Annotated in this window: 21 protein-coding genes; 13 read left to right on the top strand and 8 right to left on the bottom strand. The window is 68.0% G+C overall.

Features of this window, described 5'->3' with window-relative positions:
• Window positions 1-28 precede the first annotated feature (28 nt).
• The 5 genes from TW83_RS01300 to TW83_RS01280 all read left to right on the top strand — a co-directional run bounded on the left by TW83_RS01300 (window position 29) and on the right by TW83_RS01280 (window position 5,185).
• Window positions 29-1,225, top strand: coding sequence for an MFS transporter (locus TW83_RS01300; RefSeq protein WP_045980960.1), 1,197 nt, complete (start codon window positions 29-31; stop codon window positions 1,223-1,225).
• Window position 1,226: 1 nt separating this feature from the next.
• A complete protein-coding gene (locus TW83_RS01295; RefSeq protein ID WP_045980959.1) occupies window positions 1,227-2,849 on the top strand; it encodes a glycosyl transferase family 90 in 1,623 nt (540 codons plus the stop codon).
• A 9-nt stretch (window positions 2,850-2,858) separates the two neighbouring features.
• Window positions 2,859-3,338 carry an ureidoglycolate lyase gene (locus TW83_RS01290; protein ID WP_045980958.1) on the top strand — a complete coding sequence of 160 codons (480 nt, stop codon included), beginning with the start codon at window positions 2,859-2,861 and terminating at the stop codon, window positions 3,336-3,338.
• Window positions 3,335-3,964 (top strand): ribonuclease HII, encoded by a 630-nt coding sequence (locus tag TW83_RS01285; protein ID WP_045980957.1) that lies wholly within the window; start codon window positions 3,335-3,337, stop codon window positions 3,962-3,964. Before TW83_RS01290 ends, TW83_RS01285 begins: the two co-directional genes overlap by 4 nt.
• Before the next feature lie 90 nt (window positions 3,965-4,054).
• Entirely contained in the window at window positions 4,055-5,185 is a 1,131-nt protein-coding gene (locus TW83_RS01280; protein WP_045980956.1) for a site-specific DNA-methyltransferase, read from the top strand.
• A 90-nt stretch (window positions 5,186-5,275) separates the two neighbouring features.
• Here TW83_RS01280 and TW83_RS01275 read toward each other — a convergent pair whose 3' ends face one another.
• The 3 genes from TW83_RS01275 to mutY form a co-directional block, all read right to left on the bottom strand.
• Window positions 5,276-5,737: a BLUF domain-containing protein gene (locus TW83_RS01275; RefSeq protein ID WP_052714550.1), complete on the bottom strand. Its 462-nt coding sequence runs from the start codon at window positions 5,735-5,737 to the stop codon at window positions 5,276-5,278.
• Window positions 5,738-5,858: 121 nt separating this feature from the next.
• Entirely contained in the window at window positions 5,859-6,989 is a 1,131-nt protein-coding gene (locus TW83_RS01270) for an alkane 1-monooxygenase (protein ID WP_045980955.1), read from the bottom strand.
• Between the two features lie 9 nt (window positions 6,990-6,998).
• The gene (gene mutY, locus TW83_RS01265; RefSeq protein WP_045980954.1) at window positions 6,999-8,024 is read right to left on the bottom strand and encodes an A/G-specific adenine glycosylase; all 1,026 of its coding nucleotides are present in this window, start codon (window positions 8,022-8,024) and stop codon (window positions 6,999-7,001) included.
• A gap of 85 nt (window positions 8,025-8,109) precedes the next feature.
• Between mutY and TW83_RS01260 the strand changes: the two genes are divergently transcribed.
• From TW83_RS01260 to mscL, 3 genes are all read left to right on the top strand, one after another.
• Window positions 8,110-8,634 carry a DUF721 domain-containing protein gene (locus TW83_RS01260; protein WP_045980953.1) on the top strand — a complete coding sequence of 175 codons (525 nt, stop codon included), beginning with the start codon at window positions 8,110-8,112 and terminating at the stop codon, window positions 8,632-8,634.
• Between the two features lie 30 nt (window positions 8,635-8,664).
• Complete coding sequence (locus TW83_RS01255) at window positions 8,665-9,288, top strand: DsbA family protein (protein WP_052714547.1); 624 nt, start codon at window positions 8,665-8,667, stop codon at window positions 9,286-9,288.
• A gap of 115 nt (window positions 9,289-9,403) precedes the next feature.
• Window positions 9,404-9,847 carry a large conductance mechanosensitive channel protein MscL gene (mscL, locus tag TW83_RS01250; protein ID WP_045980951.1) on the top strand — a complete coding sequence of 148 codons (444 nt, stop codon included), beginning with the start codon at window positions 9,404-9,406 and terminating at the stop codon, window positions 9,845-9,847.
• Between the two features lie 3 nt (window positions 9,848-9,850).
• Here mscL and ald read toward each other — a convergent pair whose 3' ends face one another.
• Window positions 9,851-10,969 (bottom strand): alanine dehydrogenase, encoded by a 1,119-nt coding sequence (gene ald, locus TW83_RS01245; RefSeq protein WP_045980950.1) that lies wholly within the window; start codon window positions 10,967-10,969, stop codon window positions 9,851-9,853.
• 134 nt (window positions 10,970-11,103) lie between these two features.
• Between ald and TW83_RS01240 the strand changes: the two genes are divergently transcribed.
• Complete coding sequence (locus TW83_RS01240) at window positions 11,104-11,565, top strand: Lrp/AsnC family transcriptional regulator (RefSeq protein ID WP_045980949.1); 462 nt, start codon at window positions 11,104-11,106, stop codon at window positions 11,563-11,565.
• Between the two features lie 69 nt (window positions 11,566-11,634).
• Window positions 11,635-12,390, top strand: a complete 756-nt coding sequence (locus TW83_RS21755) for a hypothetical protein (RefSeq protein ID WP_204245705.1) — start codon at window positions 11,635-11,637, stop codon at window positions 12,388-12,390.
• An 86-nt stretch (window positions 12,391-12,476) separates the two neighbouring features.
• Here the strand turns inward: TW83_RS21755 and rpsU are convergent, their stop codons facing one another.
• On the bottom strand, window positions 12,477-12,683 hold the full coding sequence (gene rpsU, locus TW83_RS19685; protein ID WP_081994671.1) for a 30S ribosomal protein S21: 207 nt from the start codon (window positions 12,681-12,683) through the stop codon (window positions 12,477-12,479).
• A gap of 92 nt (window positions 12,684-12,775) precedes the next feature.
• Here rpsU and TW83_RS01225 point away from each other — a divergent pair, with 92 nt between their 5' ends.
• Together TW83_RS01225 and TW83_RS01220 are read left to right on the top strand one after the other, a co-directional pair.
• Window positions 12,776-13,429: a COQ9 family protein gene (locus TW83_RS01225; protein ID WP_045980947.1), complete on the top strand. Its 654-nt coding sequence runs from the start codon at window positions 12,776-12,778 to the stop codon at window positions 13,427-13,429.
• A gap of 10 nt (window positions 13,430-13,439) precedes the next feature.
• Window positions 13,440-14,426, top strand: a complete 987-nt coding sequence (locus TW83_RS01220) for an NAD(P)H-quinone oxidoreductase (protein WP_045980946.1) — start codon at window positions 13,440-13,442, stop codon at window positions 14,424-14,426.
• Here the strand turns inward: TW83_RS01220 and TW83_RS01215 are convergent.
• Window positions 14,423-15,058, bottom strand: a complete 636-nt coding sequence (locus TW83_RS01215) for a ribonuclease T2 (protein ID WP_045980945.1) — start codon at window positions 15,056-15,058, stop codon at window positions 14,423-14,425. The two genes, TW83_RS01220 and TW83_RS01215, sit on opposite strands and share 4 nt — an antisense overlap.
• 187 nt (window positions 15,059-15,245) lie before the next feature.
• Here TW83_RS01215 and TW83_RS01210 point away from each other — a divergent pair, with 187 nt between their 5' ends.
• Entirely contained in the window at window positions 15,246-16,007 is a 762-nt protein-coding gene (locus TW83_RS01210) for a cell cycle transcriptional regulator TrcR (protein ID WP_045980944.1), read from the top strand.
• Window positions 16,008-16,155: 148 nt separating this feature from the next.
• On the opposite strand, the gene TW83_RS01205 is transcribed toward TW83_RS01210, so the two are convergent.
• Together TW83_RS01205 and TW83_RS01200 are read right to left on the bottom strand one after the other, a co-directional pair.
• Window positions 16,156-16,410 carry a GlsB/YeaQ/YmgE family stress response membrane protein gene (locus TW83_RS01205; RefSeq protein WP_198143153.1) on the bottom strand — a complete coding sequence of 85 codons (255 nt, stop codon included), beginning with the start codon at window positions 16,408-16,410 and terminating at the stop codon, window positions 16,156-16,158.
• A 99-nt stretch (window positions 16,411-16,509) separates the two neighbouring features.
• Entirely contained in the window at window positions 16,510-17,979 is a 1,470-nt protein-coding gene (locus tag TW83_RS01200) for an NAD-dependent succinate-semialdehyde dehydrogenase (protein WP_045981007.1), read from the bottom strand.
• Window positions 17,980-18,150: the final 171 nt, after the last annotated feature.

Here is an 18,150-nt window from a genome sequence, read left to right as displayed (position 1 = left end):
ATCGTGCAAGCATGATGGCGGATTTTCGATGCGCTCGACCACCCATCCCTCGGTGACACCCGGACCCGCGACGCTGACATCCTGGGGCGTGCTGATGGCGATCAGCCTGTGCCACATGATCAACGACGTGATGCAGTCGATGCTGGCGGCCATCTATCCGCTGCTGCAGGTCGAGTTCGACCTGTCCTATGCCCAGATCGGCGTGATGACGCTGGCCTTCCAGGTCACCGCGTCGCTGCTGCAGCCGCTGATCGGGATGGCCACCGACCGCCACCCGCAGCCGCGGTCGCTGCCCTTCGGCATGGCCTCGACGCTGTGCGGCGTGCTGATGCTGGGCATGGCCGAGGGCTATGCCTGGCTTTTGTCGGGGGCGATGCTGATCGGCATCGGATCGGCTGTGTTCCATCCTGAAAGCTCGCGCGTGGCGCGGACCGCGTCGGGGGGGCGGTTCGGCACCGCGCAGTCGCTGTTCCAGCTGGGCGGCAATGGCGGGCAGGCGCTGGGGCCGCTGCTGGCCGCGTTCATCGTGGTGCCGCTGGGCCGTCCGGCCGTGGCCTGGTTCGCAGTCGCGGCCGCCCTGGGTGCCGCGATCCTGTGGCAGGTCGGCAGCTGGGCCGAGGATCGGCGCCGCGCCAGCACCGCCACCCCCGACCGTACCCTGCGCCTGCCGCGCGCGACGGTGATCCGCGCCATCGCGGTGCTGGCGGTGCTGGTCTTCACCAAGAACATCTACAGCGCCTCGATGAGCAGCTACTTCACCTTTTTCACGATCGACAAGTTCGGCCTGTCGACCCAGGGCGCACAGATCATGCTGTTCCTGTTCCTGGCGGGCATGGCGGCGGGCGTCATGCTGGGCGGGATCATCGGCGACAGGGTCGGGCCGCTGACGGTGATCTGGGTGTCGATCCTGGGCGCGCTGCCGCTGACGCTGGCGCTGCCGCATGTGGGGCTGGTGCCGACGGGCGTGCTGGCCGTGCTGATCGGGCTGGTGCTGGCATCGGCCTTTCCGGCCATCGTGGTCTTTGCGCAGGAGCTGGTGCCGGGCCGCACCGGCATGATCGCGGGGCTGTTCTTCGGCTTCTCGTTCGGCATGGGCGGGATCTCGGCCGCGGCGCTTGGGGTGCTGGCGGATGCGCAGGGGATCCGGTCGGTCTTCCTGCTGTGTTCGGTCCTGCCGGTGCTGGGGTTGCTGACGATCCTGCTGCCGCGCCGCAGCCTGGGCTGAGATGGGCCACCCGGTCGTCATCCATGTCGGCCCCGACGGCCCCATCGATGCGGCGCTGGTGCGGATGTTTCAGGCCAACGGCCATCGCGCGGTCTGCCATGACGGCGGGCGCCTGGCTGCGGACATCGTCTATGCGATGGGGCAGGGGACGCAGCCCCTGCGCGGCTGGCCCAACGCGCGGCTGATCACGGGGCTGTACCGCGACCGGCCCCATTGGCGCCCGACATTGCAGGCCTGGCGCTGCATCGCCTTTCTGCGCGACCGTCTGCCCGACGCGCTGTTCCTGCTGACCATCCCGCCCCGCCATCGCTGGCCCGAAGGGATGCAAGCGCATCTGGATGCGACGCGCGCCCTGTTCGCGGAAGACAGGCGGCTGATCACGCTGGACCTGACCGACAGCACCCCCGCGGATCTGGCTGCACGGCTGCGGCCGATGCTGGCGCTGGACCGGGGGCTGCCCGACCACTGGCCCGACCGCTGGCCCGTCCCGGACCCCGTCGTGGACCCGCCGCCGATGCCCAAGGCACCGCCGGGCTGGGCGCAGGATGTCGCGCGCTTCTGTCTTGCGGGCCTGGACCGCGGTGCGGCAGGCGGCGCGCAGGGGCTGTCGGGATTTGCCTGCCGTTGGGATGGCACCCTGTCGGGCAGCGGCGCGGTGACCGACGCTGCGGGCGCGCCGCGGCAGTTCACCCTTCTGACACCCCCCGGCCACCGCCCTCTGGCCCTGGCGCGCGAGGGGCGTCCCTTCAAGCTGATCCGGGCCGAGGGGGTGATCAACGACATCCTGGCGCTGGACCGCCGCGATCCGGTCTGGATCGACATGGAGGACAGCCGCTGGTTCGGCAGCCCCCAGGGCGCGCCCCTGGATCGTCCGGTCCTGTGCCACAACCGCCGGGCGGGGGCGGTGAACGCGGTCCTGTGGCCCCTGCCGGACCAGCACGCGATCGGCCTGCCGGGGTTCGATCCCGCCGCGCACGACGACGATATCCCCTGGGGCGACAAGCAGGACCGGCTGGTGTGGCGCGGCATGATCTCGGGGTCGGAAATGCGCGATGGGGTCAAGCCTGGCCCCGCCAGCCATGTCTGGCTGCAGCGGTTGGCCCAAGCCGCCACCCCCGCGGATCGCGAGGCCGCATGGCAGGGCCTGTGCCGCACCAACCGCATGGCCTTTGTCCGCCGGTTTCACGATCATCCCGATTTCGATGTGGGCATCGTCATGGCGCACGGTTTCCGGCAGCACGCCGACGACCCGCTGATCGCGCCCTATTGCCGCCCGCGCATGGGGCCGCGCGACTTTCGGGCCTATCGCTATCAGCTGTGCCTGTCGGGGTATGACCACGGGTCGAACTTCATCTCCGGGCTGGATCAGAACGGCGTGCTGCTGGCCGAGGATGACGGCTGGCAGGTGTTCTATTCGGGGCGCTTCCGGCCTTGGGAGCATTTCATCCCCGTCGCGCGCCACCTGACCGACCTGGAGGACAAGCTGGCCTGGGCCTGCGCCCATCCCGACGCCTGCCGTGCCATGTCCCGTGCCGCGCGCGCCGAGGCCGCGCATCTGCGCGACCCCGCCGCACGGGCGGACATGATGCGTCTGATCCTCGACGGGCTGGCTGCGGCGCGCTAGAACACCGCCATGAGCACGATCCGCATCGAACCCCTGACCGCCGCCGCCTTCGCCCCCTTCGGCGAGGTGCTGACCCCGCGCGCGACGCCCGACCGCATGATCAATGCGGGCCGCTGCGAACGCCACCATGCCCTGGCCACCGTCGAACGCGGCGGCGGAGAGGCGATCATTTCCCTTTTTCGCAGCCAGGCCGTCAGCCTGCCCTATGACTGCACGCTGCTGGAACGTCACTCGCTTGGGTCGCAGGCGTTCATGCCGCTTGGCGACCGGCCGTGGCTGTCGGTGGTCGCACCCGATGACGACGGCCGACCCGGCGCCCTGCGGGCGTTCCTGGTCCCGGCGCATACCGGCGTGAACCTGCATGCGGGAACCTGGCACGGCGTGCTGACGCCCTTGGACCAGCCGGCCGATTTCCTGGTCGTGGACCGCGAGGGGCCCGGCACGAACCTAGAGGAAGTGACCATCCCCGCGGTGCGGATCACCGCATGACCCCCGATTACAGCGTCGAGACCCTGGCCATGGCCGGGGGCGCGCGTCGCGTGGCGGGCGTGGACGAGGCCGGGCGCGGGCCGCTGGCCGGCCCCGTCACCGCGGCGGCCGTGGTGCTGGACCCGCAGAACATCCCTGACGGCCTGAACGACAGCAAGAAGCTGACCGCCGCGCGGCGCGACGCGCTGGCCGCCTGGATCATGGCGCATTGCGACTGGTCCGTGGCCCATGTCGATCCGGTCGAGATCGACGCCCTGAACATCCTGCGCGCCAGCCATGTCGCGATGTGCCGCGCCCTGGCCGGGCTGCGCCAGCCGCCCTGCCACGTGCTGATCGACGGCAACATGCTGCCCCGCGATCTGACCCTGCCTGCGCAGGCGGTGGTCAAGGGCGATGCGCGCTGCCTGTCGATCGCTGCGGCCTCGATCGTGGCCAAGGTGTTGCGCGATCGCATCATGGTGGATTTGGCGCAACAGCACCCCGGATATGGCTGGGACGTGAATGCCGGATACCCCACGCCAGGCCACAAACGCGCCCTGCTAGATCTGGGGATAACCCCACATCATAGGCGGTCGTTCAGGCCAGTCCACAACATCTTGTGTAAAGCCCCTTTGGTAAGTGACTGATTCGAAAAAGAAATTGACGGCGATTCGCATCTAAATCATCTTTGGGGACATACCAGACCGGCAAAAGCCGGCATTTCCCGAAGGCAGAGCATGACGAAAACCAAGGACCAGCGCGCGGATTCCGCGCGGCCATTACCGCTGAACCAGATTCTGGGTGGGGATTGCATCGAGATCATGAACAGCCTGCCCGCGGGCAGCGTGGACCTGATCTTTGCCGATCCGCCCTATAACTTGCAGCTGAAGGGCGACCTGCATCGCCCCGACAACAGCCTGGTCGATGCGGTGGACGATCACTGGGACCAGTTTTCCAGCTTTGCCACCTATGATGCCTTCACCCGCGACTGGCTTGCCGCCGCCCGCCGCCTGCTGAAGCCGAACGGCGCGATCTGGGTGATCGGCAGCTATCACAACATCTTCCGCGTCGGCGCCGAACTGCAGAACCAGCAGTTCTGGATCATGAACGACGTGATCTGGCGCAAGTCGAACCCGATGCCGAACTTTCGCGGCAAGCGCCTGACCAACGCGCATGAGACGCTGATCTGGGCGGCAAAGTCGGAAAGCTCGAAATACACGTTCAACTACGAGGCGCTGAAGTCGCTGAACGAGGGCGTCCAGATGCGCAGCGACTGGGTGCTGCCGATCTGCAACGGCGGCGAGCGGCTGAAGGACGCGGCCGGCGACAAGGCCCATCCGACGCAAAAGCCGGAATCGCTGCTGCACCGGGTGATCCTGGGCACGACCAACCCCGGCGACGTGGTGCTGGACCCGTTCTTCGGCACCGGCACCACCGGTGCGGTCGCCAAGATGCTGGGCCGCGACTATATCGGGATCGAGCGCGAGGAGGCCTATCGCGAGGTCGCGGGCCGCCGCCTGTCGCGCGTCCGCCGGCTGGATGCCGACGCCATCGCCACCACCCGCGCCAAGCGCGCCGAGGTGCGCATCCCCTTTGGGCAGGTCATCGAACGCGGCATGCTGCGCCCCGGAGAGGAGTTGTTCTCGATCGGTAACCGCCACAAGGCCAAGGTCCGCGCCGATGGGTCACTGATCGGCAACGACGTCAAGGGATCGATCCACCAGGTCGGCGCCGCGCTGGAAGGCGCGCCCAGCTGCAACGGCTGGACCTATTGGCATTTCCGGCGCGAGGGCAAGATGATCCCGCTGGACATTCTGCGCCAGCAGATCCGTGCCGAGATGGAGGGCGACGCCCCCCGGCCCAACTGAGCTTCACCCTTCGCCCGTTCCCCCCGCGCCATGCGCGCGGCCGGAACCACCTTGCCCCGCCATGTCCGCATGGCGGGGAATTTTCATCCGTCAGCCGTTCATCGACCGCATGAAGGCCGCGATGCTTTCGGCGTCGTCCTGGTCGGACCCGGCACGGTCGCGCCGTTCGGCCAGCCATTCCAGCAGCGATGCGGCCTCGCGGTCGGAAAACCGCATCTCCCAATCGCTGAACAGGCGCTGTTGCAGCGGGCCCTGGTCCAGCACCGTGAAGTTCAGGTGGCGGTCATCCTCGCGCAGCACGTCGATCAGCCGGAACAGGCGAAAGCGCGGCCCCTCGACCCATTGGAAGAACAGCCCGTCCTCGTGGTGCAGGCATCCGGTCAGCCCCGCCGCCCGGTTGCGGTCGCGCGCATGATGCAGGATGCGTTCCAGGTCGTCGCGTTGCATGCCGGGACGGGCCACGCTGCGGTACAGAAGATAGCCCAGACTGTCGCCCGCGGCGAAGTGATAGGGCTGCGCATCGCTGTGCATCAGCATCGAATCGTCGTTCATTCCGGTCGGTCCCTGTTACGGCTTGGGACATTTTTCCATTTTGTGCACACAATGCAAGGTTGCGCCCGGAACAAGCTGCGCAGCCTTTTAGCGATATTTGCCGGCCCCTGCGGCATGCGCGCTACAGCGCGTTGCGGGGCAGGGGCAGGGTGCCGCGGTTATAGTCGGTCCAGTCGGTGATCTCTGGATAGAACTGGCGCCGCCAGGCGCGCACGCGGGGGTTCATGCGCCGCCGCCACAGCGGCGGGACCATCGCCAGCAGCGTCATCGCCGGATAGCCCATCGGCAGCTGCGGCGCCTCGTCCGCACCATAGGTCTGCAGCAGCGGAAAGCGGCGGTCGGGCTTTGTATGATGGTCGGAATGGCGCTGCAGGTTGATCAGCAGCCAGTTGGTCGCGGTGTGGCTGGCGTTCCAGCTGTGGCGCGGGCGGACGGGTTCATAGCGGCCGTCCCCCAGATGCTTGCGCGACAGCCCGTAATGTTCGACGTAATTCGTCAGCTCCAGCTGCCAGACGGCGATCAGCGCCTGGAACAGGAACAGCCCCAGCCCGGTCCAGCCGCCCACGGCCATGGCCAGCCCCAGCATCGCCCCCTGCAGCACGCCGTAACGCCAGAAGGGGTTGCGGCGGTCCCAAGGGCTGCGGCCCGCGCGGGCCAGGAGCCGCGTCTCGGCCCGCCACGCGCTGCGGGGGCCGTCGATCAGGACGCGGGCAAAGAAGCGGTGGAAGCTTTCGTTGTAGCGGGCCGAGACAACGTCGCGCGGGGTCGATACCCAGCTGTGATGCACCAGCAGATGCTCGGTGCGGAAATGCGAATAAAGAACCGACGCCAGCAGCAGATCACCCAGCCAGCGTTCGGCCGGCGTCTTCTGGTGCAGCAGTTCATGCGCATAGACGATGCCGACGCTGCCCGACATGACACCGATGGCAAAGAACAGCCCAAGCGATTCCCACCCCGACAGGTGGTCCGTGCGCCCCGCAACCCACAGGCAGGCCAGGATCGTGGCCGCCTGCAGCGGGAACCAGATCAGCGTCACGGCGCGGTGCCAGAACAGCTGGTCGGTGGCAGTGTCCGGGTCGGGATTGGCCTCGTTCAGGCCCAGCACGCGGTCCAGTACCGTGGTCAGGTACCAGGCATAGATCGGCACGATCAGCCACCACATCCCGCCCCCCCAGGCCGCCAGCGCGACCAGGGGGATCAGGGCGACGGACAGCCAGAAGGGCGCCGCGGCGGGCAGGGGGGCATGGCTCATGCCGCGATGCTACCCCTGAAGATGCGGCTGCGCCATATCCCAGGCCTTGCGCATCAGCCCCGGCAGGGCGTCGCGGTCGATCTGCCGCAGGGGGACCAGTTCCCCGCGCGTGGGATTGCCCGTCAAATCGCCCAGCAGCACGGTCAGATCCAGCGTGAAATGCGTGAAGACATGGCGCACGGCGCCAAGGTCGCGCCAGTCGGCGGGGCCAGGTGGGGGCATGTCGCGCCCGTCCCATTGGGCCGACGGAAAGGCCAGCGTGCCGCCCAGCAGCCCCTTGGGCGGGCGGTGTTCCAGCACAAGCGCATCGCCCTGGCGCGCCAGCCAGACCACGCCCTGACGCGTGGGCTTGGCGGCCTTGGGGGTCTTGCGGGGCAGTTCGGCCGCGATCCCCTGGGCGCGGGCGTCGCACTGGGCCTGGACGGGGCAGATGACGCAGGCGGGGCTGCGGGGCGTGCAGATGGTCGCGCCTAGGTCCATCATCGCCTGCGCGTAATCGCCCGGGCGGGACTGCGGTGTCAGCCCGTCGGCCAGCGCCACCAGTTCCGGTTTCGCGCGGGGCAGGGGTGTCTGGACTGCGAACAGCCGCGACACCACGCGTTCGACATTGCCGTCCACCACGGTTTCCACCCGGTCGAAAGCGATCGAGGCGATCGCGGCCGATGTATAGGCCCCGATCCCCGGCAGCGCGGACAACCCGTCGCGCGTGTCGGGAAAGCCGCCCCGCGCCGCCACCACACGGGCGCAGGCCAGCAGGTTTCGGGCGCGGGCGTAGTATCCCAATCCTGCCCATTCGGCCATCACCTGCGCGTCATCGGCCGCCGCAAGGTCCTGGACCGTCGGCCACAGCGCGGTGAACCGCAGGAAATACGCCTTGACCGCCGCGACGGTAGTCTGCTGCAGCATCACCTCGGACAGCCAGACGCGATAGGGGTCGGCAGGGCCGCCGCCGGGGGGCACCCGCCAGGGCAGGCTGCGGGCATGGCGGTCGTACCAGTCCAGCAGGTCGGGGGCGATCACCTTGCTTTCACGCAATTATGTGGGCCTTTGCAAAAGGGCGCGCTTTCATCCGGGGGGATGGCTGGCTAAGAATGGCCGGGTGATAGCAGCAAAGGCGCCCATGGCCCACCCGTCCGACGCCCCAAAGACCAGGATCCGTCGTCGCAGCCGCGGCTTTCAGGCGGCGGCCACCCTGCTGGCCGACCGCGTCCAGAAGGCGGCCGAGGGGCGGGGATTTGCGGTCACCCGCCTGCTGACCAACTGGGCCGAGATCGCGGGCCCGCAGCTGGCCCCCGTCACCCGTCCGGTCCGCATCAGTCACGCCCGCACAGGCTTTGGTGCCACGCTGACGCTGCTGACCACCGGCCCCATGGCGCCCATGGTCGAGATGCAGCTGCCCCGGCTGCGCGACCGCGTCAACGCCTGCTACGGCTATAACGCCGTCAGCCGCATCACCCTGACGCAGACCGCCGCAACCGGCTTTGCCGAAGGGCAGGCGGCCTTTTCCCATGCGCCCCGCCCGGACCGCGCGCCCGATCCCGCGATCGTGGCGCAGGCCCGGGGGGTGGGGCAGCAGTTTTCCGATCCGACCCTTGCCCAGGCCATGGCGCAACTGGCGATGAACGTCGCCAGCCGCCGGACCTGACATGACATGCACGACCTGAAAGGACTTTCCATGTTTCTGCGATTTGCCGCAACCGCCGTCGCGATGACCCTGGCCGCCCCCGCCTTTGCGCAGGACGCCGCCGCGACCCCCGAAACCCTGCCCGACATCGCTCAGGGCGCCGAGGACGCGCCCCTGACCATCGTCGAATACGCCAGCTTCACCTGCGGGCATTGCGCGAATTTCCACGCCAACGTCTATCCGCAGCTCAAGGCGGAATACATCGACACCGGCAAGGTCCGCTTCGTGCAGCGCGACGTCTATTTCGACCAACCGGGCCTGTGGGCCGGAATCCTGGCGCGCTGCGGTGGCGACGACAAGTTCTTCCCCGTGTCCGGGATGCTGTTCGACGAACAGGAACAGTGGCTGGCCGGCGGTTCGGGCGACGAGATCGCGACGAACCTGCGCCGCATCGGCCTGAAGGCCGGGATGACCGAGGAACAGATGACCGCCTGCTGGGAGGACACCGCCAAGGTCGAACAGCTGATCGCCACGTTCCAGACGAACGCCACCGCCGACGAGGTCGAGGCCACCCCGACCTTCATCATCGGCGGAGAGAAGGTGTCGAACCAGCCCTGGGACAGCATGAAGGAAATCATCGACACCAAGCTGGCCGAGGCCGCCCCGGCCCAGTGACGCATCGCCCCGCAGGGCCCCGCGCGGGCCCTGCACGCACGCGATTGATTTTCGTCCGGCATGGTCGCAGGATCGGCGGGCGCGGAATTGACGCGCAGCACGGGGACAGTGTGTCATGATTCAGGAATTCAAGACTTTCATCGCCCGCGGCAACGTCATCGACCTTGCCGTGGGCATCATCATCGGCGCGGCCTTCACGGGCATCGTCAATTCGCTGGTCGTCGACCTGATCAACCCGATCCTGGGGTTGATGACCGGCGGGATCGATTTCACCGACAAGTACGTCGTCCTGTCCGGCAACGTGGCCGACGGGGCCAGCCTGGCCGCCGCCCGCGATTCCGGGGCGGCGATCTTTGCCTATGGCGCCTTCGCGATGGCGGTGCTGAACTTCCTGATCGTGGCCTGGGCGGTGTTCCTGCTGGTCAAGGGCGTGAACCGCCTGCAGCGCGCCGCGATGCGCAAGGAGGAGGCCAAGGAGACCCCCCCGGCCGGCCCCACCCAAGAAGAGCTGCTGGCGCAGATCCGCGACCTGCTGGCCGACCGCGCCAGCCCCGCCTGACGCCTACAGCCCCAGCACCGATGCCGGGGTGACGGCGTCCAGGCCCAGGGCCTCGCCCACCGGGGGCGAGGTCAGCTGGCCCTCGTGGACCGACAGCCCGGCGCGCAGATGCGCGTCATCGGTCAGCGCGCGGCGCCAGCCCTTGTCGGCCAAGGCCAGCAGATGCGGCATGGTCACGTTGCCAAGCGCCTGCGTGCTGGTGCGGGCCACCGCGCCCGGCATGTTCGCCACGCAGTAATGCACGATCCCGTCGACGTCATAGATGGGGTCCTGGTGCGTGGTGGCGCGCGACGTCTCGAAGCAACCGCCCTGATCGATCGCCACGTCGACCAGAACGGCGCCCTGCGGCATGGTCGACAGCTGGTCGCGGCTGATCAGCTTTGGTGCGGCGGCGCCGGGGATCAGGACTGCGCCGATCACCATGTCGGCCGTGCGGATCGCCTCGGCCGTGGCCGCGGCGCTGGCGAACTGGGTGGTCAGGCGGCCCATGAAGATGTCGTCCAGATAGGACAGGCGCGGCACCGACCGGTCCATGACCGTCACGTTGGCCCCCATGCCGACCGCCACGCGCGCCGCCGCGGTGCCCACCACGCCGCCGCCGATCACCACGACATTCGCAGGCCGCACGCCGGGCACGCCGCCCATCAGCATGCCGCGGCCGCCATTGGCCTTTTGCAGCGCCCATGCGCCGACCTGCGGGGCGAGGCGACCGGCGACCTCGGACATCGGGGCCAGCAGGGGCAGGCCGCCGCGCGCGTCGGTCACCGTCTCATAGGCGATGGCGGTCACGCCGCTGTCCAGCAGGTCGCGGGTCTGGTCCGGATCGGGCGCCAGGTGCAGATAGGTGAACAGGATCTGGCCACGGGCCAGCATCTTGCGTTCGGCGGCCTGCGGCTCCTTGACCTTGATGATCAGTTCGGCCTCGGCGAACACCGTCGCCGCGTCGGGGGCGATCGTGGCGCCGGCATCGACGTAGTTCTGGTCCGCGAATCCCGCGCCCAGGCCCGCGCCGGACTGGACCAGCACGTCATGGCCGCGCAGCACGGCCTCGGCGGCGGCAGCGGGGGTCAGGCCGACGCGGAATTCCTGCGGCTTGATTTCGGTGGGGCATCCGATCTTCATGGTCTCTCCTCCCAGAGCTGTGGTCCGATGATGCCCCGTTCGGCCCGCAAGGTGCTGCGAACATTCCCCCGATAGACGGATGATCGGCGAAGAAACCGCTGGCATCGGGACCGGTCTTCGAAGATTCTGCCGGCATGGCCGATCTTGACGCAATAGACCGACGAATCCTGTCCCTGCTCCAGACCGAGGGACGAATCAGCAATGCCGAGCTGGCGATGCGGGTGCATCTGTCCCCGTCCGCCTGCCACAGGCGCGTTCAGCGGCTGGAGGAGGCCGGTGTCATCTCGGGCTATGTCGCGCTGCTGGATGCGCGCGCCCTGCGCCGCCAGACGACGGTCTTCGTCGAGATCACCCTGTCGGGTCAGGCGGACGAGGTCTTGGACACCTTCGAACGCGGCGTGCGCACCATCCCGAACGTGCTGGAATGCCACCTGATGGCAGGCACGGCCGACTATCTGCTGAAGATCGTGGTCGAGGATACGGACGACTTCGCCCGCATCCACCGTCAGCACCTGTCGCGCCTGCCGGGAGTTGCCCAGATGCATTCCAGCTTTGCCCTGCGCACGGTGTTCCGGACCACCGCGATTCCCGTCTGATCGGCGTTCAGGGAACCCTGCGGGCCCGGATGCGCGTTATGCCGCCAGACAGACAACAGGAGACGCACGATGCTGAAGACTCCGTTCAAGGCCCTGCTGGTCGGTGGCCAGATCGCCGCAGCCAGCCTGATGGCCACGACCGCGATCGCACAGACCACCGTGATCGAGACCCCCGAATCGACCGTCATCGTCCCCGATGACGCGCTGGAGGAATCGCCGTCCGGCGGCTTCGTCTCGGAAAGCGACTATCCGCGGCTGGAAAGCCTGGAGAATTATGAGGCCATCGCCGACACCCTGTCCGACCAGGGCTATTCCGACATCTACATCCAGCGCGAGGGACCCATCCTGACGGTGACCGCACAGCGCGCCGGCGTGCCGACCGAGCTGGTCTACAGCACCGCCAACGGGCGGCTCGTCTCGGTGAATGGTGTAGAGACGCGTGCCGACCCCGAGACATCCTCGGCAGGCGATGATTCCGGCGCGGCGCCCGTCGGCACGGCAGGCGCCGTGGACGGCGGCGCGACCGATGACGGATCGACCGATGATGGCGCCACGGATGACGGTGCCGGTGATGACGGCATGGATGGCGGGGCCGGTGATGACGGTGCCGCGGATGGCGGTTCGGACGATGGCGCCGACGGCGGCGCGTCTGATGGCGGCACGGACGGTGGATCCGACGGCGGTGATTCGGATGGCGGTTCGGATGGCGGTTCGGACAGTGGTTCCGACGGCGGATCAGACAGCGGTTCCGATGGTGGATCAGACGGCGGTTCCGATGGTGGATCAGACGGCGGTTCCAACGGCGGTTCGGACAGCAACGGCTGATCGCGTCCCGGATTGACGCAGCACGAAAGAAAACCCCCGCGGCATGGCGCCGCGGGGGTTTTCAAATGACACAAGATCGCGTCGTCTTACAGCGCGCCTTCGCGCTGTGCCTTTTTACGGGCCAGCTTGCGGGCGCGGCGAACGGCCTCGGCCTTTTCACGGGCTTTCTTGACCGACGGCTTCTCGAAATGCTGCTTGAGCTTCATTTCGCGGAAGACACCTTCGCGCTGAAGTTTCTTCTTCAGAGCACGGAGCGCCTGTTCGACGTTGTTGTCGCGAACATTGACCTGCATGTGGTTGTCACCACCTTCCTAGGTTAGAGTTGATAGATTGCAGGAAGCGTCCCCCTAACAGGGGCGGGCGCAAATGTCCAGACGAGGTATGCATGACCAACACCGACCGAGACGCGCTGCTGGATGCCGCATTGGTCCATGTCCCCTTCGAGGGGATGAACGAGCGGGCGCTAACCGCGGGTGCGCGCGACATCGGCATGGATGCGGCCCTGATCCGGGTGCATTTCCCGCAGGGCGGCGCCGGACTGGCCGCCGCCTATCACCGCCGTGCCGACCGGGCGCTGCGCGAGGCCTTGGCCGCCACTCCGCTGGAGGGGCGGTTCCGCGACCGCGTGGCCCAGGCCCTGTGGCAGCGGCTGGAGCTGTCGGACCCCGAACTGGTCCGCGCCGGGGCCGCGACGCTGGCGTTGCCGCAGAATGCCGCCCTGGCCGCGCGGCTGGTCTGGGAGACCGCGGACGTGATCTGGACCGCCCTGGGCGATCGGTCGCAGGACGTGAACTGGTATTCGAAACGCGCGACGCTGACGGCGGTGATCTCGGCCACGGTGCTGTTTTGGCTGGGCGACGAGTCCGAGGGCCGCGCCGACACCCGCGCCTTCATCGACCGCCGCATCGACGGCGTGATGTCGGTCGAGACCGTCAAGGCGCGCCTGCGCAGCCTGCCCGGCGCCTCCAGGCTGGCCGATGCGGCCCTGGGCTGGATCCGTGCGCCCCGCGACCGGGCGCTGCCCGGCAAGACCCGATAAGGACGACTCCATGTTCCCCGACCAGATGACCGCCATCGAGATCGCAGGCCCCGGCGCCGCCGATCAGCTGCGCGCCACGACCCGGCCCGTGCCGGTTCCCTGCCATGACCAGATCCTGATCAAGATCGCCTATGCCGGCGTGAACCGTCCCGACGTGCTGCAGCGATCGGGCAGCTATGCCCCGCCGCCGGGCGCGTCCGACCTGCCCGGGCTGGAGGCCTCGGGCGAGATCGTGGGCCTTGGCGCGGGTGTCACGCGCTGGCGCAAGGGCGAACAGGTCTGCGCCCTGCTGCCCGGCGGCGGATATGCGGAATACGCGGTGTGCCACGCCGATCACGCGCTGCGCATCCCCAAGGGCCTGTCGCTGCGCGACGGGGCGTGCCTGCCCGAAACCGCCTTCACCGTCTGGTCGAACGTCGTCCAGCGCGGTGGGCTGACCGGGGGCGACCGCTTTCTGGTCCATGGCGGAACCTCCGGCATCGGCATGATGGCCATCCAGATCGCCCACGCCCTGGGCGCGCGCGTCTTTGCCACCGCAGGCAGCGACGACAAATGCGCGGCCATCACCGCGCTTGGCGCCACCGCCATCAATTATCGCAGCCAGGATTTCACCAAGGTGCTGGCCGAGGCGGGTGGTGCGGACCTGATCCTGGACATGGTCGGGGGCAGCTACATCCCCCGCAACATCAAGACGCTGGCCCAGGACGGGCGGCTGGTGATGATCGCCTTTCTGGAAGGCCCCAAGGTCGAGCTGAACTTTGCCCAGATCATGGTGAACCGCCTGACGATCACCGGGTCCACCCTGCGCCCGCAATCCGACGTCGCCAAGGCCGAGATCGCCGACCAGATCCGCAAGCGGCTGTGGCCGATGATCGCCGCCGGGTCGGTCGCCGTCACCATCGACAGCGAGTTTGCGCTGGCCGACGCGGCCGACGCCCATCGCCGGATGGAAAGCAGCGACCATATCGGCAAGATCGTCCTGAAGGTCGCGGGCTAGCGCACGGCCTCGATCAGCAGGCGGGGCGCGTTGCAGTCGCGGCGCGCGTCGGGCGCACAGGTCCGGGGTTCCAGGTCGCGGGTCAGGCAGATCCGCACCTCGGTCAGGGCGCCGTCGCGGCAGGCGATGGTGACGCCGTCGGCATCCAGGTCGGGATTGGCCTCCAGGAAGGCTTCCTCGATCACCGCGGGCGGGGCCGCGACGTCGCGGGCCAGATCATCCAGCACCGGCGGGATGACGATGCCCTCTGCCGCCTGCCGGGTCGCGTCGTAATAGCCCGCGGCAGACAGCCCGCTGCAGCGGCCGTGCTTTTTCCACTGATACCACGCCAGCCCGCCGGACCCCATCACGTCGGCCATCGCGGCGCTTTCGCGGCGCGACGGATCGCGTTCGGGCGTCGTGCAGTCCTGCGGCCAGCCGCGTTCGTATTGCGGCCACAATCCGTGGACCGAAAAGTCGCGTGCCGTGCCGTCGCGGCATTCGGGGGCGTCGCGGTCGTCGCCCGTCGTGCTGCACCAGGTCGGCTGCCAGGACAGCGCCAGCACGTAATAATCGAACTGCCCCGCGACGTCGCGGGCGGCAAGGGGCAAGGGGGGCAGCAGGACCGCGAGGGTCAGGAACAGGATGCGCATCCTGCGACAATAGCGACGCCCGCGCCGGCATGCACCGGCAAACGTGCGAATCCTCTTTTCCCCGGCCTCCGGAATCGGTATACGACCTGCCAATTCCCCCCGAAAACGAGGAATGGCGCAAGCCGAAGCCGTTTTTCCGGCCCTCGCCCCCATGTTCGGGACCAAGAGACACGCGAAGGAGACTGACATGAGCAAGCCGCTGATGGCCAAGGCCACCGCCGTCTGGCTGGTCGACAACACGACGCTCAGCTTCAAGCAGATCGGCGATTTCTGCGGTCTGCACGAGCTTGAGGTCCAGGGCATCGCCGATGGCGACGTGGCCGCGGGCGTCAAGGGCTATGACCCCGTCGCCTCGAACCAGCTGGACCCCGAAGAGATCAAGCGCGCCGAGGCGAGCCCGATCTATCGCATGCGCCTGAAGCACAACCCCGCCGCCGACGGCGAGGAAAAGCGCCGCGGGCCGCGCTATACGCCGCTGTCCAAGCGGCAGGACCGTCCCGCGGCGATCCTGTGGCTGGTCAAGTTCCACCCGGAGCTGGCCGATGCGCAGATCGCCAAGCTGGTCGGCACGACCAAGCCCACGATCGCGTCGATCCGCGAGCGGACGCACTGGAACAGCCAGAACATCCAGCCGATCGACCCGGTCGCCCTGGGCCTGTGCCGGCAGACCGAACTGGACGCGGCTGTCCAGAAGGCCGCCAAGAAGAAGGCCGCCGAAGGTGGCGTGATGACCGACGACGAGCGTCGCAAGCTGGTCAGCACCGAGACATCGCTGTCCATGTCCGAGGAGCCGCGCCTGCCCAGCGCGATCGCCGGGCTGGAGAACTTCAGCCTGTCGCGCGACGAGGACAAGCCCGAGCGGGAGCTGGACAAGGACACGTTCTTCAACCTGCCCGACACGGATGACGAGGGTGACGACGAGGACGATCACGGCAAGTCGCGCCGCTGATTGGTACCGCAGAGGATGAAAAAGGCCGGGCAATCGCCCGGCCTTTTGTCTTGGGATGGACACGCAGCTGCCCGCCCGCAACAACGATCGCATGAAAAAGGCCGCGCCGGGTTTCCCCGACACGGCCCTTTCTGCAAACGCCTGAGTGTCAGGCGCGGCCGCGCACCGCACGTGCGATGGCGATCAGGATACATGCACCCACGAAGCCTGCCAGCAGATAGGCGAAGCTGAAGCTTGCACCGGCCGCATAGAGGCCCAGAAGCGAGCCGAAGATGAAGTTGAACAGCACCGCGCCCACGATGCCCAGGATGATGTTCATCAGGAGGCCCATGTTGGACTTCATGAACTTTTCAGCAAGCCAACCGGCAATGCCCCCGACGATGATAGCTGCAAGCCAGCCCATGCCATTCTCCTTGATTGTCCCGGCCGACCCTGACGGTCGGCGCCTTCTGTGAGCGCAACGTGGCCTCCGGCCCCCGGTTCCAAGACGTCTTCGAAAATGTCAGACCGAGAGGCAGATATACTTCATCTCCAGATAGTCCTCCAATCCGTGATGGCTGCCCTCGCGGCCCAGGCCGGACTGCTTGACGCCACCGAAGGGTGCCACCTCGGTCGAGATGATGCCGGTGTTCACGCCGACAATACCGTATTCCAGCGACTCCTGGACGCGGGTGACGCGGCCGATGTCGCGGGCATAGAAATAGGCGGCCAGACCGAAGATGGTATCGTTGGCGGCGGCAACCGCCTGATCCTCGGTGTCGAAGCGGAACAGCGGCGCCAGCGGGCCGAAGGTCTCCTCGGTCGCGACCTTCATGTCGCGGGTGACACCGGTGACGATGGTCGGCTCGAAGAACAGGCCGTCCTTGCGCTTGCCGCCGGTCAGGACCTGGCCTCCGCCCTGGGTGATGTCACGGATATGCTCCTCGACCTTGTCGACGGCCTTCTGATTGATCAGCGGGCCGGTGGTGGTCCCCTCAGTCAGCCCATCGCCCACGCGCAGCTTCTCGACCGCGGCCTTCAGCTTGTCGGCAAAGGCGTCATAGACCCCGGCCTGGACATAGATGCGGTTGGCACAGACGCAGGTCTGGCCGTTGTTGCGGAACTTGGACGCCATGGCGCCCTCGACCGCGGCGTCCAGATCGGCGTCGTCGAAGACGATGAAGGGCGCATTGCCGCCCAGCTCCATGCTGCATTTCATCACCTGGTCGGCGGCCTGGCGCAGCAGCACGCGACCCACCTCGGTCGAACCGGTGAATGTCAGCTTACGGACCAGGTGGTTCTCGCAGAACTCCTTGCCGATGTCGCTGGCGCGCGACGACGGGACGACCGACAGGATGCCCTTGGGCAGGCCCGCCCGTTCGCCCAGCACTGCCATGGCCAGCGCCGACAGGGGCGTCTCGGCTGCGGGCCGCGCGACGAAGCCGCAGCCGACGGCCAGCGCGGGCCCGGCCTTGCGCGCGATCATCGCGTTCGGAAAGTTCCAGGGCGTGATCGAGCCGACGACCCCGATGGGCTGGCGGATGACGCTGATGCGCTTGTCGGCCTGGTGGCCGGGGATGGTCTCGCCATAGACGCGCTTGGCCTCCTCTCCGAACCATTCGATGAAGCTGGCGCCATAGGCGATCTCGCCCTTGGCCTCGGCCAGGGGCTTGCCCTGTTCGGCGGTCAGGATGGTGCCCAGGTCGTCCTGGTTGGCCATCATCAGGTCGAACCATTTGCGCATGACCTGGGCGCGGTCCTTGGCCGTGCGCGCGGCCCAGTCCTTCATCGCCGCCGCGGCGGCATCGATGGCGCGGGCAGTCTCGGCCCGGCCCAGATCGGCCACATGGGCGATGACGTCGCCGCGGGCGGGGTTGGTGACCTCGAACGTGGCGCCGTCATCGGCGTCGACCCATTCGCCGCCCACGAACGCACGGGTTTCCAACAGCGAGGGGTCGCGAAGAAGGCTTTTCAGATCGGTCGGCTTGGTCATGGCGTCCTCGGGGTGCATTTCGGTTGCGGCATGTGAACATGCCCGGCGCGGCAAAGTCAAAGCCGCCGCGGGGCCGGTCGGTGCCGACGATGACGGAAACGTGAAGCGGGCGTCGCAACCGGGGGCGGGGTTTGGCGTTCGGCCTGCAATCGCTAAGCTGTCCCTCTTGGC

Source organism: Paracoccus sp. S4493 (assembly GCF_000967735.1).
GTDB lineage: Bacteria > Pseudomonadota > Alphaproteobacteria > Rhodobacterales > Rhodobacteraceae > Paracoccus > Paracoccus marcusii.
The sequence above is the reverse complement of the archived record's forward strand: the minus strand, read 5'-3'. Positions and strand labels throughout refer to the sequence as shown.

Bases quoted from the DNA above. Each gene is read 5' to 3' on its own strand.
- TW83_RS01300 (WP_045980960.1), top strand. From the start codon at position 29: ATGCGCTCGACCACCCATCCCTCGGTGACACCCGGACCCGCGACGCTG.
- TW83_RS01295 (WP_045980959.1), top strand. From the start codon at position 1,227: ATGGGCCACCCGGTCGTCATCCATGTCGGCCCCGACGGCCCCATCGAT.
- TW83_RS01290 (WP_045980958.1), top strand. From the start codon at position 2,859: ATGAGCACGATCCGCATCGAACCCCTGACCGCCGCCGCCTTCGCCCCC.
- TW83_RS01285 (WP_045980957.1), top strand. From the start codon at position 3,335: ATGACCCCCGATTACAGCGTCGAGACCCTGGCCATGGCCGGGGGCGCG.
- TW83_RS01280 (WP_045980956.1), top strand. From the start codon at position 4,055: ATGACGAAAACCAAGGACCAGCGCGCGGATTCCGCGCGGCCATTACCG.
- TW83_RS01275 (WP_052714550.1), bottom strand. From the start codon at position 5,737: ATGAACGACGATTCGATGCTGATGCACAGCGATGCGCAGCCCTATCAC.
- TW83_RS01270 (WP_045980955.1), bottom strand. From the start codon at position 6,989: ATGAGCCATGCCCCCCTGCCCGCCGCGGCGCCCTTCTGGCTGTCCGTC.
- TW83_RS01260 (WP_045980953.1), top strand. From the start codon at position 8,110: ATGGCCCACCCGTCCGACGCCCCAAAGACCAGGATCCGTCGTCGCAGC.
- TW83_RS01255 (WP_052714547.1), top strand. From the start codon at position 8,665: ATGTTTCTGCGATTTGCCGCAACCGCCGTCGCGATGACCCTGGCCGCC.
- mscL (WP_045980951.1), top strand. From the start codon at position 9,404: ATGATTCAGGAATTCAAGACTTTCATCGCCCGCGGCAACGTCATCGAC.
- ald (WP_045980950.1), bottom strand. From the start codon at position 10,969: ATGAAGATCGGATGCCCCACCGAAATCAAGCCGCAGGAATTCCGCGTC.
- TW83_RS01240 (WP_045980949.1), top strand. From the start codon at position 11,104: ATGGCCGATCTTGACGCAATAGACCGACGAATCCTGTCCCTGCTCCAG.
- TW83_RS21755 (WP_204245705.1), top strand. From the start codon at position 11,635: ATGCTGAAGACTCCGTTCAAGGCCCTGCTGGTCGGTGGCCAGATCGCC.
- rpsU (WP_081994671.1), bottom strand. From the start codon at position 12,683: ATGCAGGTCAATGTTCGCGACAACAACGTCGAACAGGCGCTCCGTGCT.
- TW83_RS01225 (WP_045980947.1), top strand. From the start codon at position 12,776: ATGACCAACACCGACCGAGACGCGCTGCTGGATGCCGCATTGGTCCAT.
- TW83_RS01220 (WP_045980946.1), top strand. From the start codon at position 13,440: ATGTTCCCCGACCAGATGACCGCCATCGAGATCGCAGGCCCCGGCGCC.
- TW83_RS01215 (WP_045980945.1), bottom strand. From the start codon at position 15,058: ATGCGCATCCTGTTCCTGACCCTCGCGGTCCTGCTGCCCCCCTTGCCC.
- TW83_RS01210 (WP_045980944.1), top strand. From the start codon at position 15,246: ATGAGCAAGCCGCTGATGGCCAAGGCCACCGCCGTCTGGCTGGTCGAC.
- TW83_RS01205 (WP_198143153.1), bottom strand. From the start codon at position 16,410: ATGGGCTGGCTTGCAGCTATCATCGTCGGGGGCATTGCCGGTTGGCTT.
- TW83_RS01200 (WP_045981007.1), bottom strand. From the start codon at position 17,979: ATGACCAAGCCGACCGATCTGAAAAGCCTTCTTCGCGACCCCTCGCTG.